The organism is Neolewinella agarilytica, assembly GCF_900110645.1.
GTDB classification, from domain to species: domain Bacteria; phylum Bacteroidota; class Bacteroidia; order Chitinophagales; family Saprospiraceae; genus Neolewinella; species Neolewinella agarilytica.
Window position 1 is genome coordinate 12,764 of the sequence record NZ_FOFB01000013.1, and the last position, 13,508, is coordinate 26,271.

The 13,508-nt window shown below is 52.9% G+C and carries 10 protein-coding genes; 2 read left to right on the forward strand and 8 right to left on the reverse strand.

Annotated elements, in window-relative coordinates:
* Window position 1: 1 nt before the first annotated feature.
* The 7 genes from BM123_RS12485 to BM123_RS12515 all read right to left on the reverse strand — a co-directional run bounded on the left by BM123_RS12485 (window position 2) and on the right by BM123_RS12515 (window position 9,675).
* Window positions 2-2,854, reverse strand: a complete 2,853-nt coding sequence (locus BM123_RS12485) for an Npt1/Npt2 family nucleotide transporter (protein ID WP_139211871.1) — start codon at window positions 2,852-2,854, stop codon at window positions 2-4.
* 168 nt (window positions 2,855-3,022) lie between these two features.
* Entirely contained in the window at window positions 3,023-3,562 is a 540-nt protein-coding gene (ilvN, locus tag BM123_RS12490) for an acetolactate synthase small subunit (RefSeq protein ID WP_090168984.1), read from the reverse strand.
* A 174-nt stretch (window positions 3,563-3,736) separates the two neighbouring features.
* Window positions 3,737-5,491 carry a biosynthetic-type acetolactate synthase large subunit gene (gene ilvB / locus BM123_RS12495; RefSeq protein WP_090168986.1) on the reverse strand — a complete coding sequence of 585 codons (1,755 nt, stop codon included), beginning with the start codon at window positions 5,489-5,491 and terminating at the stop codon, window positions 3,737-3,739.
* A gap of 58 nt (window positions 5,492-5,549) precedes the next feature.
* The gene (ilvD, locus tag BM123_RS12500) at window positions 5,550-7,232 is read right to left on the reverse strand and encodes a dihydroxy-acid dehydratase (protein WP_090168988.1); all 1,683 of its coding nucleotides are present in this window, start codon (window positions 7,230-7,232) and stop codon (window positions 5,550-5,552) included.
* 263 nt (window positions 7,233-7,495) lie between these two features.
* Window positions 7,496-8,164 (reverse strand): hypothetical protein, encoded by a 669-nt coding sequence (locus BM123_RS12505; RefSeq protein WP_090168990.1) that lies wholly within the window; start codon window positions 8,162-8,164, stop codon window positions 7,496-7,498.
* Window positions 8,165-8,348: 184 nt separating this feature from the next.
* Window positions 8,349-8,849: a hypothetical protein gene (locus BM123_RS12510; RefSeq protein WP_139211872.1), complete on the reverse strand. Its 501-nt coding sequence runs from the start codon at window positions 8,847-8,849 to the stop codon at window positions 8,349-8,351.
* Window positions 8,850-8,865: 16 nt separating this feature from the next.
* A complete protein-coding gene (locus BM123_RS12515) occupies window positions 8,866-9,675 on the reverse strand; it encodes a LytR/AlgR family response regulator transcription factor (protein WP_090168995.1) in 810 nt (269 codons plus the stop codon).
* 385 nt (window positions 9,676-10,060) lie between these two features.
* Here BM123_RS12515 and ilvC point away from each other — a divergent pair, with 385 nt between their 5' ends.
* Together ilvC and ilvA are read left to right on the forward strand one after the other, a co-directional pair.
* The gene (gene ilvC, locus BM123_RS12520; RefSeq protein ID WP_090168997.1) at window positions 10,061-11,107 is read left to right on the forward strand and encodes a ketol-acid reductoisomerase; all 1,047 of its coding nucleotides are present in this window, start codon (window positions 10,061-10,063) and stop codon (window positions 11,105-11,107) included.
* 172 nt (window positions 11,108-11,279) lie between these two features.
* Window positions 11,280-12,539, forward strand: coding sequence for a threonine ammonia-lyase (gene ilvA, locus BM123_RS12525; protein WP_090168999.1), 1,260 nt, complete (start codon window positions 11,280-11,282; stop codon window positions 12,537-12,539).
* A 3-nt stretch (window positions 12,540-12,542) separates the two neighbouring features.
* Here ilvA and BM123_RS12530 read toward each other — a convergent pair whose 3' ends face one another.
* Window positions 12,543-13,421 (reverse strand): UbiA-like polyprenyltransferase, encoded by an 879-nt coding sequence (locus BM123_RS12530; protein WP_090169001.1) that lies wholly within the window; start codon window positions 13,419-13,421, stop codon window positions 12,543-12,545.
* Window positions 13,422-13,508 lie beyond the last annotated feature (87 nt).

The window sequence follows — 13,508 nt, forward strand, 5'->3', positions numbered from 1 at the left end:
CCTACTGCTCTATCTCATTCCCCTCCAACAGGCGCCAACTTTCCCGTGCGACGGCCCGGAGTCGCGGAGATAATTCCTCGGCCACGGCATACTTTTTCAGTAACGGCAGGTAGTCCTGGTTCCGCAGGCGCCCCATCAGCTTTAGCGCGGAGAGTTGCAGGCGGCGATCCTTGCCCTCCATACTTTGCATTAAAGATTTGAATTCCCGACGACGGAGTACTTCCATTGAGTCCCGGGTAGGCAGAATGGGCTGGGTCACTTCGCCAGTCTGTCGTTGCCGGGCTTCCAGAATGGGGATCAGGCTCCGCTGTACCGAGCTTTCCAGCAGGTTATCCAGGAACTCAATGGCGCTTATTTGCTCTTCGATGGTTCCTTTGGTCAAAGCCCGGTGCACGGGAATAATGTCTGTGGGAGGATAGCGCAGACCTAACAACCTCATTAATCGCTCAAAGGTGCCCGCCATCCGCTGGCGCAGTAGATTGGCGTACCCTTCGCGGTAATCCAACTCTTCTTCGTCCGTTGTAACTGTCAGCAGGATGTTCTGGACATTGAGCCTCTCCTGCAAACTCTCATAGGACTCCATTTCTTCCATCAACAACCGGTAAATGGTTTTAGCCGGCAGAACTCTGTTTGGAAAATCACGACGGAGTTTATTGAGTCCCCGAACGGCCTGCAGGCGCGTTTCATAGTCATGTGGTGCATAGCGTTCTATGCAGCCGATGAGCAGGTCGACGGAAGCACGGCTATCCAGCTGGCTCAACACGGCCGGTAAACGGCGCAGCTCCTGAACGGAAATTTCTCCGGACCGGATCAAGTCTGGCAATACTGCCGTTAACCCCGGGCCATACTGAACGAGCGCCTGCTCTACCTGTTTACGTAATTTAGGCTCCGTGATGAGCTGTAGAAGAGGGCGAATAAACTCTTCGTGTTGGTACTCCCCGGCGGAAATAACGGCGTGTTTAGCTACCACCGGATCATCATCAATCAGACAGGACAAGATGAAGCTCCGCGCAGATACGGATTGCGCCCGGCCACAAGCCCTTAGCACGTACTCCGCCCATTCCCGCCGCTGCGCGGCGGGCATACTGCGCATAGATCGTATCCTTGCTCGTATCCGCTGAGCAACATCCCAGCGATCCCGGCTTACTTCATTTCCTGATGTTTCCGTCGCCAGGCTCACCAATGCCGGTCCGGCGATTGCTACCGATTCATCCTCCAGGCATTCCCTCAGGATTCCCCGCACGCTGGACTCCGGACGGGAGAACAGATAGTCAAAGGCAGCTGCACGTACCTGCGGATCATTGTCCTTGATCAAAGAGGACACCTCTGATACCAGATCAGCTCCTGGTTGCAGGTATAAACTCCGCAAGGCTCTGGCCCGGACATTTGCGGAGGGGTGATTCAGGAGTTTGCGCACCGGGGTCCGTAAGGAAGTGTCCGCCAGGCTATCTGACCGCTCCAGTACGTAGAGTAATTGACGCTCCTGAGAGGTCATCTTTCCATCTTTCAACACCTGCAAAAAGCCCGCCAAAACCTGTTTATGGGTACTCTTCATCCGGTTTCTCTTCTCACGGGGTTGCAGGTGAGACAGTTGGTCCCTAAAGGCGTCCATATACTCTTCGCGAATCATCAGCACACAGACCAACCAGACAACGGTAAAAAGAATAACCACCCAGCTAATACTTGCTGCGGAGAAGCCCGCTATCTGTGTAAGCAGGATCAGGATCAAGCCACCCAGCCCGCCGGCAGCACTGTCGATAAAGACATCGATATAGGTCTTTACCTGTTTTTTCGTTTCCGCGTCTACTGGCAGGAAAAGCATCTCGGACGAAGCACGCGAAAGGCTCTGCTTTAAACTCCCGTCGGTAGCCCGACTGAAAGTAGCCGCTCCCAGCCCCGGTAGAAATAGCATTACTAATGCCCCGAGCCCCAGCCCCAGCGGTAAGAAGAGTAAGGCTCCGCTTACCCCAAACAGGCGAACAATTCGCTGCGTGAGTAACAACTGAATCAGAAGAGCGATGATATTGAAAGTCGAATACCAAAAGCCAAAAAAGGCCGCAAGCCGCTCCTGACTACCATAGCGAACGGCGGCAAGAGCACTGAACTGATAATCCACCAGCTTAGCCACCGTAACGCTTAAGGCGATAATGGCGCACATAAGTAACAGGTGCTTACTCTCCAGAATCAGACGATGGGGAGCCTTAAACTCCTCGGCGGATTTCTTTTTGCGGCTCACCTTACTACGGGTACGACTCACATAGCGCCGCCAGATAAAGGCCGTCAGCAAAATACAGGGCAGGAGCAACAGAGCGGCTATGAGCATCAGGTTGCGCGCGCCAATGTCCTGAACGAATAAATTGGTTACGTAGCCGCCGGCAATACCCCCGGCAATGGCACCAGCGCCGATGAGCCCGAAGAGGCGTTTAGACTGGCGGACGTCAAAGACGAAGCTGGCCATCATCCAGAATTGGCTGGCGGCCAGAACACCAAATATAGCTACCCACAGATAGAGTGCCACTGACACGGCTGGCCGAATGGAGGGATACTTCATTAACCAGCCACAAAGACCAAGTATGACCAACAGGATGGTCAGTGACGCAATCATTACCCGGATCAGGCTATTGTAGCGAAGGGCAAAGGCATAACCAGTAGAAACCACCGCGGCCAAGAAGGCCGTAATCACAAACATATAGGGCAGGCCAACGGCGCCATACTCATTGAGGAACAGGGCACTTGCAGTTGGCTTTACCATTAGCAAAATGGCAATGATCAGAAATATCAATAGTTGTAAAACCAGCACAGCTCCCCATTCCCCCGGTCGGGCCCGAAATATTTTGCGGAGGAATTCTTGCACAGACGGCTGGAGTAAGGTGGTGATGCGGCGAAGATCGTTATTTACTTCGGCTTTTGGTCGATCACGGTCACCTTCTCTGCTTTAAAACTTCCCCTGCACCCGCGGCCGCGCCTGAACTTGCCAACACGCACCGTTGACTCTATTCTCTTCAAGCTAAATTTGCTGTGATTAATTTTCTTCCGAGCTCCCCAGAGTCGCCAAATAATTATTCAGCATTTCCATAGGCTTCACTACCGCCACCCGTCCGGAACGGACGAATTCGTACACTTTGAATTTCTTCAGGTCTTGCAATAAAGCCTCCGTTTCGTGCTCGTGGCCGGTCTTTTCAATGACTACGAATTCCGGTTCAATCAGCAATACCCGGGCGTTGTGCCGGCGGATCAGCTGCTCGACTTCACTACCATTGCTGAATACCTCGATGGGCACTTTATACAGGGCAATTTCCTGGTGTACAATCTGGCTGTCATCGTAATAAAACGCCTTTAGCACATCCACCTGCTTATCCAGCTGAGCCACCAACTTTATCACCATCTCTTTGGTTACGTCCACCACGATGGTAAACCGGTGGATCGTCGGGTCACTACTCTGACTCGTCGTCAGACTAGGTATATTGATATTCCGGCGATTGAAAATGCCAACTACCCGGGACAAAAGCCCCGCCTGGTCTTCAGTAAAAACGGTGATGGTGTAAGAATTGATTTCACTCATACTATAATAATCTTTGGGTGCAGATACTCAGGCAGGCTTAGCGAGGGGCCGCAGGGTGCAATGTGGGTTAAAAAGCAATGATCTCCCTACCTACACACTCCCTTGACCAACTCATTGACTCCTTGACCATCTGACTGCCCGACTGTTTGACTCCTTGACTATCTGACTGTTTAACTACTTAATATCCTCCGGACCTAAAATCACCTCACTAACCGCCTTACCACTTGGCACCATCGGGAAGACATTGTCTTCCTTTACGGTCGTAACGTGCAACAGGTAGGGGCCTTTATGCGCCAGCATTTCAGCGATGGCTTCCTTAACGTCAGCCGGATTGTTAATACTCCTTCCGGGAACGCCGAACCCCTTAGCAATGGTCACAAAGTCAGGGTTGACCAATTCAACGGAGCTATATCTTTTTTCGTGGAACAATTCCTGCCACTGGCGAACCATGCCAAGGAAGTTGTTATCCAGCAAAACAATCTTCACACCTACATTCCACTGAGCGCAAAGTCCCAGTTCCTGTAGCGTCATCTGAAAGCCTCCATCCCCGATAAAAGCGATGGTTTCCCGCTCCGGGTCTGCATATTTGGCACCGAAGGCTGCTGGCAGTCCGTACCCCATCGTTCCGGCTCCGCCGGAAGAGACCCACTGGTCATGCCCCTTATACTGATAATAGCGGGCGGCCATCATCTGGTGCTGACCTACATCGGTAGCTACGATGGCCTGACCGTCGGTCTGATTACTCACTTCCCGAATGACCTGTCCCATCCGGATTTGTCCGTCTGCTGTTGGTGTAATTGCCTCATCAATAACCCGCTTTTTCTCAATGCGGGTGCATTCGTTGAAACGACCAACCCACTCCGGATAGCTCTTTTTTTCTACCAGAGGTAAGAGTTTTTCCAGCGCTTCTTTGGCGTCTCCGAGAACGGGCGCGTCGGCTTTCACGTTCTTGTTCAGTTCTGCCGGATCTACTTCGATGTGCACCACCTTACTGTCAGGCAGATAGGTAGACAGTTTACCCGTCACCCGGTCATCAAATCGCATACCAATGGCGACAACCACATCCGCATCGTTCTGCAGAAAGTTCGGACCATAATTCCCGTGCATGCCCAGCATGCCCATAAAGAGGGGGTGATCATCGGGCAAGGCCGACAAACCGTGACAGGTTGCACCAACCGGAATACCGGTCTTATCCACAAAATCTCTGAAGATTTCCTGAGCGTGCGCAATGTGGATACCGTGGCCGGCCAGAATCATCGGTTGTTTAGCACCGTTGATCAATTCAGCCGCGGCCACCAGCTGGCTTTTCCTGACCTTATTGTAAGGTATATAGCTACGGATCTCCTGATCCCTGGGATAAACGAAGTCGACCATGGCCAACTGTGCATCCTTGGTTATATCGATCAGTACGGGCCCTGGCCGTCCGCTATTGGCGATATAAAAGGCTTTCTTGAATACCCAGGCGATATCCTTTGGATCCGTAATCTGATAGTTCCATTTGGTAACGGGAATGGTACAATTGATGACGTCTACTTCCTGAAAAGCATCGCTTCCCAACAAGTGTCCATGGACCTGCCCGGTAATGGCAACCAGCGGTAAGGAATCCAGCTGAGCATCACAAAGGCCGGTCAGCAGGTTAGTAGCTCCCGGGCCTGAAGTAGCCATACAGACGCCCGTCTGCCGCTTAATGCGGGCGTATCCTTCGGCGGCATGAATCGCCCCCTGCTCATGTCGGGGAAGGATATGCGTCAGCTTATCCTCAAAGTCAATGAGAGAATCATAGACCGGCATAATCGCTCCTCCGGGGTAACCAAAGATCGTATCTACGCCTTCATTAATCAGGCACCGCAAGACGGCTTCCGCCCCCCGAATCAAGTTCGGAGCCGGTGCTTTGCCGTTGGAGGAAGGTTTGGTGGCAGTGGTATTCATATCACTCTGCTTTACTAATTCTCGTTGTATAAACTTGGGTCTCTTTTGGGCTGACGAACTAGAGATCCGTCACACATCCCAGTGAGGCGCTGCTGACTGATTTGGCGTATTTCTTCAGTACACCAAACTTTGCCCGCGATTCTGGTGGCGTCCAGCGGGCACGACGCTCAGCGATCGTGGCTTCGTCCAGCTCTGCTTCCAGAATGTTTTTCTCTGCATCGATCCGGATGATGTCGCCATCTTCCAGCAGACCGATCAATCCGCCCACCTGGGCCTCGGGGCTGATGTGGCCCACCACAAACCCGTGGGTTCCGCCGCTGAAGCGGCCATCGGTAATGAGGGCAACCTTTTTACCCAGGCCCTGGCCCATCACTTCACTCGTTGGCTTCAGCATTTCAGGCATTCCGGGGCCGCCCTGCGGGCCGGAATAGCGGATGACGACCACGTCTCCCTCCACAATTTCACGGCGGCTCAGGGCCTGGTTAGCCTCCAGCTCCGAGTTGAACACTTTAGCCGGCCCCATGAAGTGCAGACCTTCCTTGCCCGTGATTTTAGCCACGGAGCCTTCCGTTGCCAGGTTGCCGTAGAGAATGCGTAAGTGACCAGTTTCCTTGATCGGTTGATCAAAGGGCTTGATGATTTGTTGTCCGGCTTTCAGCGGTGCTGCTTCTGCCAGGTTCTCGGCCAGCGTTTTACCGGTAACGGTCATACAATCACCGTGCAGGAGACCTTGCTCCAGCAATACCTTCATTACGGCTGGAACACCGCCGACGTAGTACAAATCTTCCATGACGTACTTGCCCGAAGGCTTCAGGTCTGCAATGAAAGGAACCTTATCGCTGACCTTCTGGAAATCGTCGATGGTAATGTCCAGGCCGGCAGCATGGCTCATGGCGAGCAGGTGAAGGACGGCATTCGTACTTCCTCCCAAGGCGGTAATGGTGACCATTGCATTCTCAAAGGACTTACGGGTCAGAATGTCGCTCGGCTTGATGTCTTTTTCCAGTAGCCGGAGCATGTATTCACCGACGCGCTTGCAGTCAGCAGCCTTATCCGTGGAGTTGGCCGGGATGGAACTGTTGTAGGGCAAAGACATACCCATGGCCTCGATGGCGGAGGCCATCGTGTTGGCCGTATACATTCCTCCACAAGCACCGGAACCCGGGCAGGCGTGACGGATCACCCCTTTGTATTTCGTTTCATCCGCTTCTCCGGTCCGGTATTTACCCAACACTTCGAAGGCAGAAACAATGTCCAGCTTCTCCTCTTCGTAGCAGCCGGGGCTGATGGTGCCACCATAAAGCAGGATGGCCGGACGGTTGAGCCGGGCCAGCCCGATCATCGCCCCGGGCATATTCTTATCACAGCCCACTACGGTCACCAGACCGTCGTACCACTGTGCACCGGCAACGGTCTCAATACTGTCGGCAATTACATCGCGGCTGGGCAGGCTGTAGCGCATACCATCCGTACCCATACTGATACCATCACTTACCCCAATGGTGTGGTACATCAGGCCAATCAGGTCCTGCTGCTCGTTGATACTCTGTTTTACATCCTCGGCCAGGCCATTGAGGTGCATATTACAGGGGTTCCCTTCCCAACCGGTGGAGACCACACCAATCTGGGCTTTTTCCATGTCCGCATCATCCATGCCGGTGGCGTAGAGCATGGCCCGGGCGGCGGGCTGTTCTGGGTTGCTGGTTACGTTTTTGCTGTACTTATTTAGCTGGTGTGCCATATGTTTGGGTTAGACGGAGCCTTCAGATTATTGGTTGGGATAAAAGAAAAGCCGCTTTCCCCCTAGAGGAAAGCGGCTTTTTTGCCCTGCACTAAATCATGCTGCTTTCCTCCATGGGGTGGATACCACCACCACAAGAACAAGAATTAGCAACACGACGAGCAAAGCGTTCATCAATTAGTTTCCTTTGATGCACACAATGTACAAGGAAGCTACGGCCGGCCAAAGCATAGTTGGACGGAATTTACGATGGCAAAGCGGGCTTAGTAGCGTCGATGATCAAAGCGAAAGAGGGCACGGATGCCCACCTGAAAGGTTGTCAGCTTAGGTTCCCGAACTCCAAGGGACTGTCCGTTTACGTCAGTAACGACCAAATCATCAAGCAGTGGCCCGGTACCTACTCGTGCATTAGCATAGGGTGTAATGGTTAACAAATTGCTGAGCCCGATATCCAACCCAACTCCACCGCCGTAGGTGAATCCATTACCACTATCGAACTCAAAGCCTTCACCGTTGAGGTCGTAAACGGCGTAGCCCGGAGACAGCTGCAGGTAAAAACCTTTTTGCAGTTGGGGGCCTTGTTTCCCGAACGTCGGGCAATCACAGTCTCCCCCAAAATCAAAGGGATAAACGTTTACCTTAAATTCAAAGCCATATTCCCTGAGCTGGATTTGAGTTCGATCAACCACATTGTCATCGGTTTTACTGCTGGCAAAATAAACCGTTGGCAAAAACTCGACCCGTTTTTCGGGCAGGCGAAACCAGTAGCCAACCGATACCTCATTGCCTGCTTTCCAGTCCAGAAGGTTCTCTACTGACTCATCGCTAACATCCCAGCGTGTTTGGTTGAAATTAGCGGAGGCTGATACGGCCAGCTGGGCAAATCCGGTAGCGGAGGACAGTAAGAGAAGGAAAATGAATAGACGGCTCATGGATTGATTACTTAGTTGAATATGTGCATTTGAACGAGGAAAGCTTCCCGGTAGTATGGGTGCAAGGGTATACACCGTGGGTTGAACCCGGTTCACCCTCGTCGGCCGAGGAGAAACGACTCTTCTCTCCCCTCGGCGGACGAGCGAAACTCCTTCGTCAAAACGCTCGGCCGACGGGCGCGCCTCAAAACTCCAGCTCCATGGCTCCTCCAACCGCCACTGCATTCCAGCGTCCGCGCAAAATGTTTAGTTGCTCCCGGATGCGACACAGCTTCTCCTCGGTCAGAAGCAGCATCTCCGGTAAGTTACTTTGCCGCAAAATTTCCTGAAAACGGGGGATAAAGTCCTGTAAGGGCGCTCCTGATTGCAGTTCCGTCAGCAATAAATTCACCAGATGCTCCACCTGCAGGGAGGTGCGGGGCAAGTTTGCGGGGCGTAATGGATCCGGTCGTTCTTCGGGCCGCGCCTCAAAGTCTTCAATCGCATAGCCCGCCGCCAGAATGCCATAAAACGCATCCTTCAGCTCAAGCTCCGTCTCAATAGCATAGTGCGCCAGATCATGAAGTTCCGTTCCCGGGTGGAGTTTAGCCCAGGTCATGCTACCGTCTGATCGGGTTACGGACAAGACCGTACGGCCCGATTTTGGGCGGGAAAAACGAATAGTCAAAGAAGGTAGTTCAGGCATAGTATTCTAGGTTAAATTAACCCGCTAACAGCTCCAGTAAGCGCTGCTTCCTCGCAGCGGCAACGGCTAACTCCGTCCCGTCATTCAGCGTAACGGCCCCACCCTTACCCCTATGATACCTTTTAACGCTGGCCAGGTTAATGACCGTAGACCGGTGGATGCGGAAAAAGCCCGCTGGCTCCAGCAAGGCGTCATAAAATTTGAGCTTACGGCAGATCAATAGCTTTCGTCCATCGGTCAGGTGGAAATTTGTGAAGTTATCCGCCGCTTCCAGAAAACGAATCTCTTCGGGCAGTACAATCTCTAATCCATCGATCAACGGCAGAGCCAGCCGGGAAGGTGCCTCCAGCGTGGTCTTTTTAAAATTTTCCAACAGAGTCCTGGTCACCTGTCCTTGTTCCCGCAGTCCCGCCCGGGCCTTTACTTTCGCCACGGCGTCGATGAGATCATCAATATCCACGGGTTTCAGCAGGTAGTGCGCTGCGCTCATACGAAGCGCACGCAAAGCATACTGCTCGTAGGCAGTAACAAAAACGACTTCCATCTGATGAGACGCAGGCAGGCGTTCCAGCAAATCAAAACCATTTCCAAAGGGCATCTCAATATCCAGAAACAGTACCTCCGGCTGGTGATTCCGGATAGCCTTCAGCCCCGCATCAACGCTTTCGGCCTCCCCTACCACCTGTACATCCGGGCAGTACTTCTCCAGGTAATGTCTTAGTGCCTCCCGGCTGGGCGCTTCGTCGTCAATAATTAGCGTTCTGATGGCGGTTGGTTTTGGTGATGATTTATCAACCCGTTGGTAAGCTCGGTCGATTGGCTCCACAATTTAGGAAGAAAGGAATAGCTGGCGTACAAAGAAATTTATCCGTGCGCCTACCGTCAAAACCAACATACCTGAAACGAAGTGGTTTGGGACAATTAGCGCGCCGTTAGCGTGGTGGGTGGCAAGGCGCTTGAGGCCGACTTTAGCCATAGCTAAAGGAGGTTTCAGGCAACGCAGCCAGCCGCCGCGATAACAAGCGATAAAGTCCCAAACTACTTTGATTCAGGTATAAGCAGCTAGCAGACTAAGGTTGGCCAATAAAAATTCAGCATTCAGGTCTGCACTCCATATTACTAGCCACTAGCCATCGTAATTGACTTAGCTTTTAACCTAAGCCATTCCCTCAATTTTATCATCTTTGCCTTCCCACCAAAAAATAAATGAAATGGCAATGTTAAACTTCGGAGGAACGGAAGAGAAAGTCGTGCTCCGCGAAGAATTCCCCCTCGAGAAAGCACTGGAGACCCTGAAAGACGAAACCATTGCCGTGATTGGCTATGGCGTACAGGGCCCCGGCCAAAGTATGAACCTGCGGGACAATGGTTTCAACGTCATCGTTGGTCAGCGTAAAGGAGGTGCTTCCTGGGACAAGGCCGTTGCTGACGGTTGGGTACCCGGCGAAACGCTTTTCCCCATCGAAGAAGCTGCTGCCAAAGGAACCATCATCCAGTACCTGCTGAGTGACGCCGCTCAGATCGAGGTCTGGCCAAAACTAAAGCCGCACCTGACGCCGGGTAAAGCACTCTACTTCAGCCACGGCTTTGGCATTACTTACAACGACCAAACGGGCATTCAGGCTCCGGAAGGCGTTGACGTTATTCTCGTCGCTCCCAAAGGTTCCGGCACTTCCCTGCGCCGGATGTTCCTGCAGGGTCGTGGCCTCAACTCCAGCTACGCTATTGCGGAGGATGCTACCGGACGTGCTTACGAGCGCGTCATTGCTCTGGGTATCGGCGTTGGTTCCGGCTACCTGTTTGAAACCGACTTCCAGCGAGAAGTATACTCCGACCTTACCGGTGAGCGGGGTACGCTGATGGGTGCCATCCAGGGTATCTTCGAGGCCCAGTACAGCGTTTTGCGCGCCAATGGCCATACGCCTTCGGAGGCCTTCAACGAAACGGTAGAAGAACTCACACAGAGTTTGATGCCACTCGTGGCAGAGAACGGAATGGACTGGATGTACGCCAACTGTTCTACCACCGCTCAGCGGGGAGCACTGGACTGGAAAGACAAATTCCGCGACGCAACGAAGCCTGTGTTCGAGGAGCTGTACAAAAGTGTGGCGACCGGCGAGGAAGCCCGCCGCAGTATCGACCTCAACTCACAGCCTGATTACCGGGTGAAGCTGGAAGCAGAACTAAAAGAGCTACACGAAAGTGAGATGTGGCAGGCTGGCCGTACGGTCCGTGGCCTTCGCCCCGAAAATAACTAGTCGAATGCAATTCTGATTTTATAGAAAACCTTGCCGATAGCGCTTAACTGTGTTATCGGCATTGTTTTACCTTGTCCTCCGCTAACGGAATATCGTCCGTTTCAGAATAGGGGCGCGGTCGCAGGTGCAATGAAAGTTGCGGAAGCAATGCGCTCACAATCCAGCCTTACTTATGCCTTCCATCTCCAATTCGACCCTAATTCCCGTTGATGACGTAATGCGTGCCCGGCACCGCCTGCGGGGTATAGCCCTGCATTCACCGCTGCAACGCAATCATCGGCTGAGCGAGCTTTACGGAGCGGATATTTACCTGAAGCGGGAAGACCTGCAGGAAGTACGCAGCTATAAGATCCGGGGAGCTTTCAACAATATGGCCATGCTCTCCGACGAGCAGCGCGCCCGTGGCGTGGTTTGCGCCAGCGCCGGCAATCACTCTCAGGGCATGGCGCTTGCCTGCGCCAAGATGAAGGTCAAAGGCACTATCTACATGCCCGCCGTTACCCCAAAGCAGAAAGTAAACAAGGCTAAATCCTTTGGTCGGGAGTTCGTCACCATCGTGCTTACGGGTGACACTTATGATGACGCTTATGCAGAAGCACTACGCGGTGCGGAGGAAAACGGCTGGACCTTCGTCCATCCCTTTAATGACCGGAACACCATCGCGGGCCAGGGCACCGTTGGCCTCGAAATTCTCGACGATGCCCACCAGCCAATTGACTATCTGCTCATGGCCGTCGGAGGCGGAGGCCTCAGCGCCGGAGTAGGCAGTGTTTTTGCCGAGCTAAGCCCCAGTACGACCATCTATGGTATCGAACCCGCCGGAGCTCCAGCTATGCACGACAGCTTTCGCGCCGGCGAAGTGGTCACGCTGGAAAAGATAGACAGCTTTGTGGATGGCGCCGCGGTGCGGCGCGTGGGAGACATCAACTTCCCCATCGTAAAAGAAGTAATCAGAGACATCCTTCTCGTGCCCGAAGGCAAGGTTTGCAAGACCATGCTAGAACTCTACAACGAAGACGGCATTGTTGCTGAACCCGCGGGCTCCCTCTCCGTTGCCGCCCTGGATCAGTTAGGCGACATTAAGGGCAAAACCGTCGTTTGTGTTATTGGCGGCGGGAATAATGACATTGCCCGAACCGCTGAAATTCAGGAACGTGCCTTACTATTTGCCGGCCTTAAGCATTACTTTATTATTGAGTTTCCCCAGCGAGCCGGTGCCCTACGGGACTTTCTCAACATCCTCGGCCCTAAAGACGACATCACCCACTTTGAGTATACCAAGCGGACCAACCGAAGTGTAGGCCCGGCTTTGGTCGGTATCGAGCTAGGCAATGCCGAGGACTTCAAAAACCTTACTGATCGGTTGGATAAAGGTGGTATTCAGTATAAACACATCAACAACCAGCCTTTACTCTTTGAGATGCTGGTGTAAGCCCTACCAGTAAATATCCACTATCGTCATCGCACCAAAAAGCAGGCTGGCTATTCCGTTGGTGGTAAAGAATGCCAAATTGATGCGGCTCAGGTCTCCGGCCTTTACGAGAGAATGCTGGTAGATCAGACAGGAAATAAAAATCAGCCCGGCCATGAGGCTTAACCACTGAAATTCAGGGTACAGATTCCCCTGATACCATAGGGCGTATACCAATATACTTGCGCACACGAGATGGAGGAAACGCCCCAGGCGTAGTGCATTTTCGGTTCCCAGGCGGACAGGAATGGAAAACAAGTCCTCTTCCCGGTCAAACCCCTCATCCTGCAGGGCATAAATAATGTCGAAGCCGGAAACCCATAGTAATACTACAGAGCCATAGAGTACGGGAAGCAGCGCCCACTCTGCCGTAACCGCCAGGTAAGCCCCGACGGGTGCGAGAGCTAACCCAAGCCCCAAAACAAAATGACACAGGTAAGTGAATCGCTTGGTGTAGCTGTATCCCAGAATGACCAGGAGAGCAATTGGGGACAAAGCGAAACAAAGTGGGTTCAGCAGATAAGTAGCACCGACAAAAAGCAGGCAGTTAATAATGACAAAGATCAGTGCGGACCGACTGGATATCTTGCCGGCGGGTATTTCCCGAACGGCAGTTCGCGGGTTCTTACCGTCAATGTCCCGATCAAGCCAGCGATTAAATGCCATGGCCGCAGAGCGGGCAAAGATCATACATAAAATCACCAGGCCAAGCTCCCGCAGGGGAAGGCTGCCATGATCTAACACCCCCAGGAAGAAGCCCAGGAGCGCAAATGGCAGCGCAAATATGGTGTGGGAAAATTTTACGAGCGACAGGTAGTCGCCCAAACGGCGAAGTAGGGACATATATGGTCTTCACTGATCCTATGGGGAAGACGTACGGCAGACAGAATTGTTTGCTAAAAAGCAGGCCTGCCCGCTGTTCAGCATAGA